Origin of the sequence: Mesorhizobium sp. M0018 (assembly GCF_040323955.1) — a bacterium.
In the GTDB taxonomy this organism is placed as follows: domain Bacteria; phylum Pseudomonadota; class Alphaproteobacteria; order Rhizobiales; family Rhizobiaceae; genus Mesorhizobium.
In genome coordinates, this window is the sequence record NZ_JAMYVL010000008.1 from 88,132 (window position 1) to 103,251 (window position 15,120).

The 15,120-nt window shown below is 62.5% G+C and carries 15 protein-coding genes; 7 read left to right on the forward strand and 8 right to left on the reverse strand.

Annotated features, from left to right (window positions below):
• Window positions 1–74: 74 nt before the first annotated feature.
• Together NKJ81_RS13425 and NKJ81_RS13430 are read right to left on the reverse strand one after the other, a co-directional pair.
• Window positions 75–1,151: a tartrate dehydrogenase gene (locus NKJ81_RS13425; protein WP_352470939.1), complete on the reverse strand. Its 1,077-nt coding sequence runs from the start codon at window positions 1,149–1,151 to the stop codon at window positions 75–77.
• Window positions 1,152–1,230: 79 nt separating this feature from the next.
• On the reverse strand, window positions 1,231–1,743 hold the full coding sequence (locus NKJ81_RS13430; protein WP_352470940.1) for a phosphatidylglycerophosphatase A family protein: 513 nt from the start codon (window positions 1,741–1,743) through the stop codon (window positions 1,231–1,233).
• Between the two features lie 310 nt (window positions 1,744–2,053).
• Between NKJ81_RS13430 and NKJ81_RS13435 the strand changes: the two genes are divergently transcribed.
• The 3 genes from NKJ81_RS13435 to NKJ81_RS13445 all read left to right on the forward strand — a co-directional run bounded on the left by NKJ81_RS13435 (window position 2,054) and on the right by NKJ81_RS13445 (window position 3,663).
• Window positions 2,054–2,680 (forward strand): CDP-alcohol phosphatidyltransferase family protein, encoded by a 627-nt coding sequence (locus tag NKJ81_RS13435; protein ID WP_352490785.1) that lies wholly within the window; start codon window positions 2,054–2,056, stop codon window positions 2,678–2,680.
• 69 nt (window positions 2,681–2,749) lie between these two features.
• On the forward strand, window positions 2,750–3,184 hold the full coding sequence (locus NKJ81_RS13440; protein WP_352470943.1) for an antitoxin Xre-like helix-turn-helix domain-containing protein: 435 nt from the start codon (window positions 2,750–2,752) through the stop codon (window positions 3,182–3,184).
• The gene (locus NKJ81_RS13445) at window positions 3,181–3,663 is read left to right on the forward strand and encodes an RES family NAD+ phosphorylase (protein WP_352470944.1); all 483 of its coding nucleotides are present in this window, start codon (window positions 3,181–3,183) and stop codon (window positions 3,661–3,663) included. Before NKJ81_RS13440 ends, NKJ81_RS13445 begins: the two co-directional genes overlap by 4 nt.
• A 38-nt stretch (window positions 3,664–3,701) precedes the next feature.
• Here NKJ81_RS13445 and NKJ81_RS13450 read toward each other — a convergent pair whose 3' ends face one another.
• The 6 genes from NKJ81_RS13450 to NKJ81_RS13475 all read right to left on the reverse strand — a co-directional run bounded on the left by NKJ81_RS13450 (window position 3,702) and on the right by NKJ81_RS13475 (window position 9,104).
• The gene (locus NKJ81_RS13450; protein WP_352470945.1) at window positions 3,702–4,721 is read right to left on the reverse strand and encodes an LLM class flavin-dependent oxidoreductase; all 1,020 of its coding nucleotides are present in this window, start codon (window positions 4,719–4,721) and stop codon (window positions 3,702–3,704) included.
• Window positions 4,722–4,883: 162 nt separating this feature from the next.
• Window positions 4,884–5,090, reverse strand: a complete 207-nt coding sequence (locus tag NKJ81_RS13455; RefSeq protein ID WP_352470946.1) for a hypothetical protein — start codon at window positions 5,088–5,090, stop codon at window positions 4,884–4,886.
• An 18-nt stretch (window positions 5,091–5,108) separates the two neighbouring features.
• The gene (locus tag NKJ81_RS13460) at window positions 5,109–6,251 is read right to left on the reverse strand and encodes a DegT/DnrJ/EryC1/StrS family aminotransferase (RefSeq protein WP_352540722.1); all 1,143 of its coding nucleotides are present in this window, start codon (window positions 6,249–6,251) and stop codon (window positions 5,109–5,111) included.
• 254 nt (window positions 6,252–6,505) lie between these two features.
• On the reverse strand, window positions 6,506–7,429 hold the full coding sequence (locus tag NKJ81_RS13465; RefSeq protein WP_352470948.1) for a carbohydrate kinase family protein: 924 nt from the start codon (window positions 7,427–7,429) through the stop codon (window positions 6,506–6,508).
• Window positions 7,426–7,872 carry an RbsD/FucU family protein gene (locus NKJ81_RS13470; protein ID WP_352540723.1) on the reverse strand — a complete coding sequence of 149 codons (447 nt, stop codon included), beginning with the start codon at window positions 7,870–7,872 and terminating at the stop codon, window positions 7,426–7,428. Before NKJ81_RS13470 ends, NKJ81_RS13465 begins: the two co-directional genes overlap by 4 nt.
• Window positions 7,873–7,874: 2 nt before the next feature.
• A complete protein-coding gene (locus NKJ81_RS13475; RefSeq protein WP_352470950.1) occupies window positions 7,875–9,104 on the reverse strand; it encodes an ROK family transcriptional regulator in 1,230 nt (409 codons plus the stop codon).
• A gap of 267 nt (window positions 9,105–9,371) precedes the next feature.
• On the opposite strand from NKJ81_RS13475, the gene NKJ81_RS13480 reads away from it, so the two are divergent.
• The 4 genes from NKJ81_RS13480 to NKJ81_RS13495 all read left to right on the forward strand — a co-directional run bounded on the left by NKJ81_RS13480 (window position 9,372) and on the right by NKJ81_RS13495 (window position 14,994).
• Complete coding sequence (locus tag NKJ81_RS13480) at window positions 9,372–10,349, forward strand: sugar ABC transporter substrate-binding protein (RefSeq protein ID WP_502893787.1); 978 nt, start codon at window positions 9,372–9,374, stop codon at window positions 10,347–10,349.
• Window positions 10,350–10,503: 154 nt separating this feature from the next.
• Entirely contained in the window at window positions 10,504–11,565 is a 1,062-nt protein-coding gene (locus NKJ81_RS13485) for an ABC transporter permease (RefSeq protein ID WP_352503463.1), read from the forward strand.
• A gap of 2 nt (window positions 11,566–11,567) precedes the next feature.
• On the forward strand, window positions 11,568–12,350 hold the full coding sequence (locus NKJ81_RS13490; protein WP_352470952.1) for an ATP-binding cassette domain-containing protein: 783 nt from the start codon (window positions 11,568–11,570) through the stop codon (window positions 12,348–12,350).
• Window positions 12,351–12,525: 175 nt separating this feature from the next.
• A complete protein-coding gene (locus NKJ81_RS13495) occupies window positions 12,526–14,994 on the forward strand; it encodes a glycogen/starch/alpha-glucan phosphorylase (protein ID WP_352470953.1) in 2,469 nt (822 codons plus the stop codon).
• Window positions 14,995–15,120 lie beyond the last annotated feature (126 nt).

Genomic DNA, 15,120 nt, shown 5'->3' on the forward strand with positions numbered 1-15,120 from the left:
CCCGCCTTCGGGCATGACTTCCTTGCCGATGCCATCACTGGGAATGACAACGATGCCAGGCGCTTGCTCCTTTCCTACTCGTTGTCGCCGAGTAGGGCCGCGCACACCGCTTCGGTGACCTTATCGGTGGTGGCACTTCCGCCGAGATCGGGCGTGTGCAGTGAGGCGTCCGCCGTCACGCGCTCGATGGCGCGCATCAGGCGCGCCGCGGCAGCCGGCTCGCCAAGATGCTCCAGCATCATCACCGCCGACCAGAACGTGCCGACCGGATTGGCGATGCCCTTGCCGGTGATGTCGAAGGCCGAGCCGTGGATCGGCTCGAACATCGACGGAAACCGCCGCGCGGGGTTGAGGTTCGCAGTCGGCGCAATGCCGATTGATCCGGCAAGTGCGGCCGCAAGATCCGACAGGATATCGGCGTGAAGATTGGTCGCGACGATTGTGTCGAGCGAGCGCGGATTGAGCGTCATGCGCACTGTCATCGCGTCGACCAGCATTTTGTCCCATGCGACATCAGGAAAATCGGCCGCGACCTCACGGGCGATGTCGTCCCAGAGCACCATGCCGTGACGCTGGGCGTTCGACTTGGTGACCACGGTCAACAGCTTTCGCGGCCGCGACCGCGCCATCTCGAAGGCGAAGCGCATGATGCGCGTCACGCCGGCGCGGGTGAAGATCGAGACCTCGGTCGCGATTTCCTCAGGCAGGCCGAGATGCGAGCGCCCGCCCTGGCCGGCGTATTCGCCTTCCGAATTCTCCCGAACGATGACCCAGTCGAGATCCCCTGCCGTGACGCCGCGAAGCGGGCTCTCGATACCGGGCAGGATGCGGGTCGGGCGGACATTGGCGTACTGGTCGAAGGGCTGGCAGATCGCGAGCCGCAACCCCCAAAGCGTCAGATGGTCGGGCACGTCTGGCGCGCCGACAGCGCCGAAATAGATCGCATCGAAGGCCTTCAGCCGCTCGGTGCCGTCCTTGGGCATCATCACGCCGTTGAACTTGTAGTAGTCCGAGCCCCAGTCGAAATGCTGCACCTCGAGACTGAAACCGCCGTCGCGCGTGGCGCAGGCGGCCAGCGCACGAAGGCCGGCCGCTACGACTTCCTTGCCGATCCCATCGCCTGGAATGGCCGCGATCCTATAGCTTCGCATTAGTCCAGTCCTCCCCTTGTGGCGCTAAACTAGCATGGACCATCGTGCTGGCCTTTGGCCGTGAGGCCGAATGCCGCCATTACGGCAAATGGTCAATCAATCCGTTCAGCAGGAGCAGCAGCACCCCGGCGGCCACAGCCGCAGCCGCATCGTCCACCATGATACCGGCCCCACCCCTTACCTTGTCATGTGCGATACGGATGGGCCAAGGCTTGACGACGTCGAAAAACCGGAAAGCAAGGAAGCCTGCTGCCCACCAGAGCGGATCGAGGGGCAGCATGGAAAGGGTTAGGGCCGCGCCGAAGGTCTCATCAATGACGACGATCTGCGGATCCTCCGTCCCGGTACGGGAGATAACATACGATGACGCCCATACGCCGACGGCGAACAGGGCCACGTAGGCAAGCACCGTCAGCCAAGGTGATGCGGGTATCAGAGCCGCGGCAACAGCCACTCCAACCATTGCGCCGGCCGTGCCCGGCCATATTGGAGATAATCCCGCGCCGACAGAGGTCGCGAGCAGGTAGGCGAACTTGGGTGGAAACTTATGCATCGATTTTCGGCCGGCTTCCCACGGATCGCAAGCGATCATAGTCACATCGTTCGGGTGCTGCCGCCAGACTGCTGTTCGATTTGCACCACCTCACAAGGGCATCGCCCAAACCGTGAAAATGCTGTCGGGCAGCTGTCGCAGCGACTGAAAGTTCTGTTTCGCCGCCAGCTCGGCGAGTACCTTAATCCGCCGGCCCCATTCGCCAAACGAGATCATTTTTGCGGCAAGTTGAGAACGTTGCTGAGCCCGGTCTCGGCCCGCATTGGCCAACCGAAACGGTGGCGACGGTGGAACAAACCCGCAAATTGCTGGTAAAGCTCGGTGAAACGACATTATCAGAGGAGCCGCCATGATCGCCGGTCTCATGAAAAGTCGCATCGACCCACTGTGGGAGCAGGCCGCTTCTCCGCTGATCGGGATCGGCATGACGCCGAACCAGGTTACGGCCAGCGGGCTGGTGCTCGTCGCTTTGTCCTCGGCGGCCTACGTCTACCACCATTCAAGCCTTGCCTTTGGCCTTTGCCTGGCGTTTGCCTTCACCTTCGATGCGCTGGACGGTGCGGTCGCCCGCCGGACAAATATGAGCACCAAGGCCGGTGGCTATTTCGACGCCGTCGTCGACCGCTATCAGGAATTGGCCGTCTTTGCGGCTATCGGCTGGGTCGCCGATCTGTGGGCGATCGCAATGTTCGCGTTCGCCGGCGGGATCCTGACCAGTTACGCCAAGGCGCGGACGGCGCTGGAAATCCCTGTGAAAAACCATGGTTGGCCGGATTTCTTCGAGCGGATGGAACGTCTGGTGTTCATTTGCGTGCTGCTCGCCGCCGACGGAGTCGCGACCGCCATGGGCGCGGCTTCGCCCTGGATTCTGGCGGGCGGGTTCGCGCTGTACGCAGTGCTGGCCAACGCCACAGCCCTGCAACGGATCAGTCGCGCATTTGCGATGCTGAAACGAGCCGACGGGAAGCAGCCGTGAGACTACGGGGATGCTTGCACTTGGCCTCACCTGAGGCTATGCAATGCTTCACATGAATGGAGAGCGGCGATGTTGGCATTTGGAAATATAGCCGATGTGCTGGGGCTGCCGCCCAAGGAGACGGCTGCACGGTCGCCATTCGGGCTGATGGCTCGAATCGAAGACGGATTGCCGTTGGGTGCGCTTGAACGCGTCTCACAATTGCTGGCACCGGCCGATACGCAATTCAAATATCGCCTCGTCCCAAAGGCAACTTATGAGCGCCGCAAGAGAGGTGCTCTCCGACTCTCTTCGGAAGAGGGCATGCGGGTGGCGCGGGTGGCGCGCCTATGGAACCTGGCCCTCGACGTTTGGCAGATCGAAGGTGAGGCTCGTGACTTTCTGTTTCGGTCTCATCCCATGCTGGAAGACCGACGCCCGATCGACGTGGTCATTCAAAGCGAGATCGGCGCCGAACTGGTGCTCGATATCCTTGCAGGCCTGAAGTACGGCACCGCTGCTTGACGGCACAGATACTCGATCGCATGCTGCAGTGCTTCAGGATCGGCGATCCAGCCGGCACATATCCGATCTTCGACGCGACGGGCTCGACGATAGCGCCTGGCCGCTGGAACACGCCCGGCAGCCCGTTGATCTACACCAGCGAGCATTATTCAACGGCCTTGCTGGAAAAGCTGGTGCACGGCAGCGGCAGACTGCCGCCCAACCAGCCTTACGTCCAGATCATGCTTCCGCGCGGGCTGAGCTACGAACTCTTTTCTCAGCCGTCGTTGCCCGGATGGGATATGATGCCGGCAACGGTGAGCAAGGAATTCGGTGAGACATGGTGTGTCGAGCGCCGCAGCGCGATCCTGATCGTGCCAAGCGTCGTGGCTCGCCCCGACAACAACGTGTTGATCAATCCGGCACATCCGGAGTTTTCCCTGATCACGGCCAGCCTGCATCAACCCGTATACTGGGATAGCCGCCTGTTTGGCTCCTGAGCCGGGCAGAGAGGCAGGTTCCTACTTAACACAACCCGTCAGCGCCAACTCAAGCCTGGAGCGACATGGGTCAGGATCGCCTCGATGGCATGGACATTGTACTCGACGCCGAGCTGGTTGGGGACGGTAAGCAGCAGCGTATCGGCCTCGGCGATGGCTTCGTCGCCCTTTAGCTGCTCGATCAGGACGTCCGGTTCGGCGGCATAGGAGCGGCCGAACACCGCGCGTCTGTCTGCCTCGATGTAACCGAAATGATCTCCGCTCTGGTTGCCGCCGAAATAGGCTCGGTCGCGATCGTCGACCAGCGCAAAAATGCTCCGGCTCACCGACACCCGCGGCTCGCGCGTGTGTCCGGCCGCCTTCCAGGCCTCACGAAAAGCCCGGATCTGTTCGGCCTGCTGGACGTGAAACGGCTTTCCGCCTTCATCGAATTTGAGCGTGGAGCTCTGCAGGTTCATCCCCAGTTTCGCCGCCCATTCGGCGGTGGCGTTTGTGGCGGCGCCCCACCAGATGCGCTCGCGCAGGCCCTCCGAGTGCGGCTCGACGCGAAGCAGGCCAGGCGGGTTGGGAAACATCGGCCGCGGGTTGGGCTGCGCAAAGCCTTTGCCCAGCAACACTTCGAGCAGCACTCCGGTGTGTCTACGGGCCATGTCGGCATCGCTCTCGCCCTCTTGCGGAGCGTAGCCGAAGTAGCGCCATCCCTCGATCACCTGCTCCGGCGAGCCTCGGCTGATGCCCAGCTGCAGACGCCCTCCGGCGATTAGGTCGGCGGCGCCGGCGTCCTCGGCCATGTAGAGCGGGTTCTCATAGCGCATGTCGATCACCGCCGTGCCGATCTCGATTCGGCTGGTCTTTGCGCCGACCGCCGCCAGCAGCGGGAAGGGCGAGGCGAGCTGGCGGGCGAAGTGATGCACGCGGAAATACGCGCCGTCCGCACCCAGCTCCTCGGCCGCGACCGCCAACTCGACGGACTGCAAAAGCGCGTCGGATGCCGTCCGCGTCTGCGATTGCGGCGAGGGCGTCCAGTGCCCGAACGAGAGGAAACCAATCTTCTTCATGAGAACCAGCCTAAAGGGGAGCCAGGTGCAGACTATGCTGCGGCGCGCAGCAAAGCATCGCAAAATCGGTGCCGATGACCGCCTGCCTTGACGCGCAAAGCTTGAATCGGCGGTTGTTGATCAACGATGGCCGACCGTGCCGAGCTGCCGTCGGACGCCAGCCTAGGAAGGTGCCGCGAATGCGAGCGCTATCGCGATGAGGATCAACAGCGGTCCCATCCATTTGAAGCGAGTCCCAAAGTTGGTCCACCATGCTTGCTGCTGGCCGGGGCGAGCTTGGAACGGGTCCGCGAGAAATCCGAAGCCGATGCCAGCCATCCACAACCCGGCGCAGAACATGATGAACTCGTCGATGTATTCCGCGACCATGCTTCGAAGCTTTCGAATTTATGCCGCCGCTACATGCGCCGAATTCGAGCCGATATAGTTTCGGATCGTTTCGATGATCCGGTCCTGGTCAGCCTCGCTCAGATAGGGATGCATTGGCAGGCACAGGATGCGCTTCGGCAGCTCTTCCGAAACGGCAAGGCCGGTCGGCGTGCGCGGATAATCGCGATAGGCAATCTGGCTGTGCAGCGGTTTCACATAGTAGATGACCGACGGAATGCCCTTTTCACCGAGATGTGCCTTGAGCCCGTCCCGTTTCGGCGTTTCGATGGCGTATTGCGCCCAGGCCGAGCGGCCGCCGCCCAGATTGCGCGCCGCCTTGACGATATCGCCGAGACCTTCGGCATAGCGATTGGCGACCGCTTGCCGCGCCACCATCTCGTCCTCGAGGATGGCCAGCTTCTCTATCAGGATCGCCGCCTGAAGCGTGTCGAGCCGTGAATTGATGCCGACGCGGACATTGTCATATTGCGTTTCGCCCTTTCCGTGAAAGGCGAACGAGCGCAGCTGTTCGGCCAGCGCATCGTCATTGGTGAACATCGCACCGCCGTCGCCATAGCAGCCGAGCGGCTTTGCCGGATAGAAGCTGGTCGAGCCGACGGTGCCGAACGAGCCGCACATCTTGCCGTCAGCCGAGCCGCCGGTCGCCTGCGCCGCATCCTCGATGACCATCAGGCCTTCGCGATCGGCGATGGCCATGATCGCCTCGTAATCGGCGGCGAGGCCGAACAGGTCGACGGGAATGATTGCCTTCGGCCTCAGCCGGCCCTCCGCCTTGATCATGGCAATTGCCGCCTCGAGGCTGGCGATGTCGATATTGTAGCTGTCGGCATCGACATCGACGAACACCGGTTCGGCCTTGGTCAGCGCCACCACTTCGGCCGTGGCGGCGAAGGTGAAGCTCGGCACGAACACCGCGTCGCCCGGGCCGATGCCGGCGGCAAACAGCGGCAGCAGCAGCGCATCGGTGCCGTTGGCGCAAGCGACCACGTGCTTGATGCCGATATAGGCGGCGAGCTTGTTTTCGAATTCGGTGACCTGCGGTCCGAGAATATAGCGGCCTTCGTCGACAACCCGGTCGATTGCCGCTTTCAGCCTGTCGCGGATGCGTTCGCGCTGCGCGCCAAGATCGATGAACTGCATGTCGGCCTCAAACGGTTTTAGTCAGATAACCGGCCGCTGGTAGCAGACTTGGTACGGCCGAGAAAGCCGCAGGGCAAAAACCCTGAATTGCTCAAGTGTCGCAGCCTGTTACCTCTGATTTCCGATCTGGCCTCTTAAAGGCGTGGAAATCCGGGCTTCGGCCGGCCTGTTACAGGCTTCGCACCCCGCCCGCCAGGCTGGACGAAACATAAAGTGATCGCCGGTGAGCAGTCCATGGGCTGCGCACCAGCCGGTCAGGCGATTTCATGCCGCCATGGCGGGTTGGCGCCGGCCCGCGATACCGTCACCGCCGCGGCCTTGGCGCCAAGCGTCAGCGCCTTGTGGATGGCGTCTTCCGGCAAACTGGCGATTGCCGTCTTCGACAGCAGACCCTGTTCATGCAAGGAGGCAAGAATGCCGGCATTGAATGTGTCGCCGGCTCCGACCGTATCGACCACCTCGACCTTGTCCGGCACGACGGTGACCCGGTGCTGGCTGCTGTAACCGACCGCGCCTTCGCTGCCGTGGGTGACCACGATCAGCTTTGGGCCGCGATCCAGCCAGTTACGGACGACGTCTTCATGCGAGCCGGCTTCGCCGAACCAGTTCAAATCCTCGTCCGACAGTTTCACGATGTCGGCCATCGCCATCATGCCGCGGATGCGCCTGAGGTGCTTGGCCTTGTCGGGAATGAAGTTTGGCCGGATGTTGGGGTCGAGCATCATCACGCGGCGCTCATGTTCGCGCCGCATGAACTCCTCATAGGCCGATCCGGCCGGCTCCGAGATCAGGCTGATGGCGCCGAACAGCATGGCCTCGATCTCGCTGCCGAGTTCCGGCAGGTCCTCGATGGTCAGCATGCGCCCGGCGGTGTTCTCGTCATAGAAGGTGTAGGTCGCTTGGCCGTTGGTGAGCCGCACGAAGGCGAGCGTGGTCGGCCGCGGCGAAGTGTGCGCATAGGTCGAGCTGACCTTGCTGTTCCCCAGCGCCTCCCTGAACTGCCCGCCGAACAGATCCGACGACAGGCCGGAGAAAAAGGCAGCGGGCGCGCCGAGCCGGCCTAGCGCAATGGCCGAGTTGAAGACGGCACCGCCGACATAGGGGGCAAAGGCCGGCTCGCCCTCCGTCGTGGTCCGCGGCAGCATGTCGATCAGGGCTTCGCCGCAGCAGAGGATCATGAAGTCTTGCTTTCCGGCGGATAGATCACGCCCTTGCGAATGATGATGTTGGCATAAAGCCGCGGCTCGCTAGTCGCGACGATCGCGTGCGCGGCCTTGACCCGTGCATAGAAGTCGGCACCGGCAAGCGCAACCACCTTGCGGCCCGGCGCACGCCTGGTGCAGATCGCTTCCATCTCATAGTGAACCGGATCGGCGAGCAGGGGATCGCCTTTGGCCGAGGCGCGAAACAGCGCCTGCGGCACGGCGTCGTCGACCGGCAATACGCTCAATACCGCATCGAGCACGGGGACGAGATGATGACCGTCGGCGCGGACCAGCCGCTGTGCCTGCTGCTCGGCCGGGTAGTTGCCGTCGACCAAGGCGATCTCGTCGCCATGGCCCATGGCGCGCAATATCGCCAGAAGCTCGGGGCCGAGCAGCGCCGGGATGCCGATCAGCATGCTCAGAAGCTCCGGGAAATCGTGGTCGAGCCGATGAGGAAGCGCTCCGACAGCGGCAGGCTGGCGCCACCCAGCGCCCGCGCATGGATGCCGACGGTTCCCTCGCGAACGGCCGGCAGCCTCAGGCCTTCGCCGTCGATCCGGCCGATGGCCTGGATAACGGCATCGACAAGCCGCCTGCGCACGGCAAGCGGCATCCATCCGTCGATCACCGCGGCATCGAAGTCAATGACGGAGGAGGCCGAAACGATGGCATAGGCAAGCGCCTGCGAGGCGCTGGCGATCCAGTCGTCAAGCTCGGCGCCGATCTCGCCCCAGTCCCCCGGTGATGTCCACAGATGCGAGGCCTCGATGCCGCGCGCGTTGAGCGCCTTTTCCAGCATGGCGATCGACGCCACGTCGATCAACTGCGTCGGCTTGCCGTCCGGCCCTGGCACCGGCATCGAGCCCAGCGCGCCGGCATTGCCGGTTGGGCCACCAAACAACCGGCCGTTCAGCACGATGCCGCCGCCGGCAAAGGCACCGATATAGAAATAGACGAAATCGCGTGCCGCACCCGCCGCGTGGCCGAACACGAGCTCGGCGCCGCAGGCCGAGGTGGCGTCGTTCTGCAGATAGACTGGAAATTCGCATTGCGCCTGGATATCGGCGCGGATGTCGCGATGGCGCCATTCGTCCATGATTTCACGCGGCGCGCCGGCGGTGTCGGCCCAGTTCCACAATTCGAACGGCATGGCGATGCCAAGCCCGGCAATGCGTTTATCCTGCGCCGGGGTGAGTTCGCCGCGCATCTTCTTCATGCCGCTTGTGACGAATTCCACCGTTTCGCGCGGCGCCGGATAGCGGTAGGAATGCTGCAGCATCGAGCGCACACTGCCGAGGAAATCGATCAGCACCAATTCGGCGCTGCGGCGGCCGATCTTCAGGCCGATGAAATAGGCGCCGTCGGGATTGAGCGCCATGGGTATCGAGGGCTGGCCGATCTTGCCGCGCAACGGCGCCTGGCGGACGAGCAGGTCGTCCTCCTCCAGCTCGCGCATGATGACCGACACTGTCTGCGCCGAAAGGCCGGTCATACGTGCGATGTCGGATTTGGCCAGGCTGCCGTGCTGGCGCACCAGCGACAGCACCAGCCGCTCATTGTGGTCCCGCATGCCGCTTTGATTGGTGCCGCGGTGCAGGCGGCTTTCGGCCGCATCGGGCGAGCCGTGCCTCGTAATGCCGGTCTCCACCCTGTTCCTCCCGTCGTTTCCCCTCAATGCTTTTGGTCTAGAGTGAGTGAACAATCCTGCGTTGTCAATAATAAATAAGAGTGATTTAATTATTGACAGTGCTGCCGGACTGGTGTCTCTTGAGGTCGGCGCCGACACTGGGAGATTTCGTCGGACGCGCTGCAGATGCCGGTTGGCCGGCATCCTAAATGGTTCCATGGGAGGAAAATCGTGACCACGTCAAAACTGTTGAAATCCACCGTGTTTGCCGCGGCCGGACTGAGCCTGATGGCCTTTGCGTCGACGGCATCGGCCGCCGGGGTCGGCGCCTGCTTGATCACCAAGACCGACACCAATCCCTTCTTCGTCAAGATGAAGGAAGGTGCGGCGGCCAAGGCCAAGGAGCTTGGCGTCGATCTCAAGACTTACGCCGGCAAGATCGACGGCGACAGCGAGAGCCAGGTGGCTGCAATCGAGAGCTGTATCGCCGACGGGGCCAAGGGTATCCTCATCACCGCGTCCGACACCAAGGGTATCGTGCCGACCGTGAAGAAAGCGCGGGACGCCGGGCTGTTGGTGATCGCGCTCGACACCCCGCTTGATCCGATCGATGCGGCTGACGCGACCTTCGCGACCGACAATCTGGAAGCCGGCAAGCTGATCGGCGCATGGGCCGCCGCGACGCTTGGCGATAAGGCCAAGGATGCCAAGATCGGCTTCCTCGACCTGACGCCGTCGCAGCCCACGGTGGATGTGCTGCGCGACCAGGGTTTCATGATGGGCTACGGCATAGACGTGAAGGACCCCAACAAGATCGGCGACGAGGACGATCCGCGCATCGTTGGCCACGACGTGACGAACGGCAATGAAGAGGGTGGTCGCAAGGCGATGGAGAACCTTCTGCAGAAGGATAACACCATCAACGTCATCCACACCATCAACGAGCCCGCAGCTGTCGGCGCCTACCAGGCGCTGAAGGCCGTCGGTCTCGAAAGCCAGGTGCTGATCGTCTCGGTCGACGGTGGCTGCCCCGGCGTGAAATCGGTGACCGAAGGCGTGATCGGCGCTACCTCGCAGCAATATCCGCTGCAAATGGCGGCGCTCGGCATCGAGGCGATCGCCACTTTCGCCAAGGACGGGACGAAGCCGAAGCCGACCGAAGGCAAGAACTTCTTCGATACCGGCGTCAATCTTGTCACCGACAAGCCCGCCAACGGTGTGAAGTCCATCGACACCAAGGAAGGCCTCGCCAAGTGCTGGGGTTGAGCCTGGCCTGACCGGCAACAGATCGCGATCGGCCGGGGCTTGATCCCCGGCCGCTCCGGGTGGACGATGTGCCGATCTAAACGCAAATAGTGCCGGCGGCAGACCGGAAGGCGTGGATGGCGTCGGCGGTTGGCCGAAGCCCAGGGGAGGAAACATGGCTCAAGCACAAGAATTCGAAAAAGTTCTATCGAGCAGCGACACAAGCGTCGCCGCGTTCGACGACCATAAATCGGCCGTCAAGCGTGCCCAGCATTTCCTGCATTCCACGCCGGCAGCGGTGCCGCTTATCGTGTTGGTTCTGGCTATCATTATTTTTGGTATCACCATCGGCGGGCGTTTTTTTTCATCCTATACGCTGACGCTGATCCTTCAGCAGATCGCCATTGTCGGCATTCTGGGCGCCGCACAGACGCTGGTGATCCTGACTGCCGGCATCGACCTGTCGATTGGCGTGATCATGGTGATTTCGGCTGTGATCATGGGCAATTGCGCGGTCAGCTACGGTATGCCGGCCGTGCTCGCGGTGGCGATCGGGCTTCTCGCCGGTGGCGCGTGCGGCCTGCTCAACGGTGTGCTGGTCGCCTACATGAAGCTGCCGCCCTTCATCGTGACGCTCGGCACCTGGAACATTGTCATGGCCACCAACTTCATCTATTCGGCCAATGAGACGATCCGCGACACCGACGTCGACGTCCAGGCGCCTCTGCTGCACCTGTTTGCCCTGAGCTTTAAGGTCGGCACGGCCGTGCTGACGCTTGGCGTCATTGCCATGGTCGTTCTCGTGTTGGTCCTCTGGTACGTGCTCAACCACACCGCATGGGGCCGCCATGTCTACGCGGTCGGCGACGATCAGGAGGCTGCGAAACTGTCGGGCATCCAGACGAAGAAGGTGCTGATGACCGTCTATGCCCTTGCCGGGCTGATCGCCGCCTTCGCAGCTTGGGTCTCCATCGGCCGCAATGGCTCGATCTCTCCTTCCGCCGCTGTCACCGACTACAATCTTCAGGCCATCACCGCGACGGTGATCGGCGGTATTTCTCTGTTCGGCGGGCGCGGCTCGATCCTCGGCACGCTGTTCGGCGCCATGATCGTCGGCGTCGTCTCGATGGGCCTCAACATGCTGGGCGCCGATCCGCAGTGGAAGGTGCTGCTCACCGGCGTGCTGATCATCGGCGCCGTGGCGATCGATCAATGGATCAGAAAGGTTTCGGCATAGCCATGACCCAGGAACCCATCCTCATCGCGCGCGGTCTGGTCAAGCGCTATGGCCGCGTCACCGCCCTCGACAACGCCGATTTCGACCTCTATCCGGGCGAAATCCTTGCCGTCATTGGCGACAACGGCGCCGGCAAGTCGTCGCTTATCAAGGCGATTTCCGGCGCGGTCGTGCCCGACGAAGGTGAGATACGACTTGAAGGCAAGCCCGTTGCGTTCAAGTCGCCGATGGAGGCACGGGAGGCCGGCATCGAAACAGTCTATCAGAACCTGGCTCTGTCGCCGGCGCTGTCCATCGCCGACAACATGTTCCTCGGCCGGGAGATCCGCAAGCCGGGGTTCCTCGGCGAATGGCTGCGCATGCTCGACCGCCCGGCGATGGAAAAGCGCGCCCGCGACAAGCTCACGGAGCTTGGCCTGATGACCATCCAGAACATCAGCCAGGCCGTGGAAACGCTTTCCGGCGGCCAGCGTCAGGGCGTGGCGGTGGCGCGCGCCGCCGCCTTTGGCAGCCGGGTGGTGATCATGGATGAGCCGACGGCGGCGCTTGGCGTCAAAGAGAGCCGCCGCGTCCTCGAACTGATCCTCGACGTGAAGAAGCGAGGCCTGCCGATCGTGCTGATTTCACACAACATGCCGCATGTCTTCGAGGTGGCGGACCGCATCCACATTCACCGGCTCGGCCGTCGCCTGTGCGTCATCGATCCGAAGCAGTATACGATGTCCGACGCGGTCGCCTTCATGACGGGCGCCAAGGTGCCGCCGGAAGCGGCGCTGGCGGCTTGAGCAAGAACTTGAGGCCCATCGCCAAGGGTCCCAAATGCGCTGTTTCCAAATGCCAAATTGCCGCAGGGCAACCCGGCTTGCGATCACCTGAATCGATTGAACATCCGGTGGGATGCACTAGCATTGGCAGAGATGGTGAAAGCCGCATGATCCTGGCAACGTCACGAGAGGCAGCATGACGCGCGCGATGACAACCGAAGCTCCTCTGCCCACGCTCAAAAACCCGGATCCCAAGACGCTCGCCGAGGAAGTCTTGCAAGCCCTCAAATACAGGCTCGGCAAGGGCACCAACGTTGCAACCCAGTACGATTGGCTCACCGCCTCGATCAAGGTTGTACGCGACCGCATAGTCGATCACTGGATGCAGGCGACCCAAGAGGCCTACGCCCAGCAGGAAAAGCGCGTCTATTACCTGTCGCTGGAATTCCTCATCGGCCGCCTGATGCGCGATGCCTTCTCCAATCTCGGCCTGATGGACAATATGCGCGAGGCGCTTTCGTCGCTTGGCGTCGACCTCGACATCATTGCAGCGCTCGAACCGGACGCTGCCCTTGGTAATGGCGGGCTTGGCCGGCTCGCCGCCTGCTTCATGGAAAGCATGGCGACCGTCAATATACCCGCGCATGGCTACGGCATCCGCTACGCCAACGGCATGTTCCGGCAGGAGGTCCATGACGGCTGGCAGGTGGAGCTGCCCGAGACGTGGCTCGATCACGGCAATCCCTGGGAGTTCGAGCGCCGCGAACGCTCCTTCGAGGTCGGTTTCGGCGGCTCGGTGGAATCGATCACCTCGAAGGACGGCCGGCTCGAGCGGCACGTCTGGAAGCCGACCGAACATGTTCTGGCCGTTGCCTACGATACGCCAGTGGTTGGCTGGCGGGCCAACCGCGTCAACACGCTGCGTCTGTGGTCCGGCATGCCGGTCGACCCGATCCTGCTCGACAAGTTCAATGCCGGCGATCACATCGGTGCGCTCGCCGAAAGCAACAAGGCCGATGCGTTGTCGCGCGTCCTTTACCCGGCCGATTCCCACAAGGCCGGCCAGGAGTTGCGGCTCAGGCAGGAGTATTTCTTCTCCACCGCCTCGCTGCAGGACATCGTCCAGCGTCATCTCAGCCAGTATGGCGACCTGCAATCGCTGCCCGACAAGGCGGCGATCCATCTTAACGACACCCATCCGGCCATCGCCGTCCCCGAGTTGATGCGCCTGTTGATGGATGTCCACGGCATGGATTTCGACCAGGCCTGGAGCATCACCAAGCGCACCTTCGGCTACACCAACCACACGCTCCTTCCCGAAGCGTTGGAAAGCTGGCCCGTGCCGCTGTTCGAGCGGCTGTTGCCGCGCCACATGCAGATCGTCTACGCCATCAACGCCGAGGTGCTGCTCGAGGCGCGCGCCTCCGACCAGTTCTCGGACGAGCAGATCAGCCGCATCTCGCTGATCCAGGAAAATGGCGATCGCCGCGTGCGTATGGGCAATCTGGCCTTTGTCGGCTCGCACTCGATCAACGGCGTCTCGGCACTGCATACGGAATTGATGAAGGAGACGGTGTTTGCCGACCTCCACAGGCTCTACCCGGATCGCATCAACAACAAGACCAACGGGATCACACCGCGGCGCTGGCTGATACAGTGCAATCCCGGCCTCACTGCACTCACCCGAGAGGCGATTGGCGATGGCTTCCTCGACGACATCGACGAGATAAACCGGCTTGATCCTCTTGCCGAGGACGCCGCCTTCCGCGACAAGTTCGCCGCCGTCAAACGGGCGAACAAGACGAGGCTTGCCAATCTCGTTGCAGACCGGCTCGGCATCAAGGTCGACCCGTCGGCGCTGTTCGACATCCAGGTCAAGCGCATCCACGAATACAAGCGCCAGCTCTTGAACATTCTCGAAGCGGTCGCGCTTTACGACCAGATCCGCTCGCATCCGGAGCGCGACTGGATGCCTCGCGTCAAATTCTTTGGCGGCAAGGCGGCGCCCAGCTATCACAACGCCAAGCTGATCATCAAACTTGCCAATGACGTCGCCCGAGTCATCAACCGCGACCCGGCGGTACGCGGCTTGCTGAAAGTGGTATTCGTGCCGAACTACAATGTCAGCCTGGCCGAGATCATGATGCCGGCCGCCGATCTGTCGGAGCAGATATCGACCGCCGGCATGGAAGCGTCCGGCACCGGCAACATGAAGTTCGCGCTGAACGGCGCGCTGACCATCGGCACGCTCGACGGCGCCAATGTCGAGATCAAGGAATGTGTGGGCGACAACAACATCTTCATCTTCGGGCTGACCACAGAGGAAGTCGCCGAGCGGCGCAACAATGGTTACGATCCGCGCGCTGTGATCGAGGGATCGCCTGAATTGGCGCAGGCGCTTGCCGCGGTTTCGTCCGGGGTTTTTTCACCTGATGATCCGGACCGTTATCGCGACCTGATCAACGGCCTTTACCAGAGCGACTGGTTCATGGTCGCCGCGGATTTCGATGCCTACGCCGCCACCCAGCGCGACGTCGATGCCGTCTGGCGCAACAGCCCGGACTGGTACGCCAGAGCGATCCGCAATGTCGCGCGCGTCGGCTGGTTCTCGTCCGATCGAACGATTCGCCAATATGCGAAAGACATCTGGCACGTGCCCGCCTGATGTGATTGCATGAGACCAGGAACAATGTGGCCCTAGTGGAGTGATTTGACCCTCGCATCCCTTGGAGGGTAAGGCGGCATGGCGACTGTCGAACTCAAAACTTCACTAGAAACATACACTTGGTGC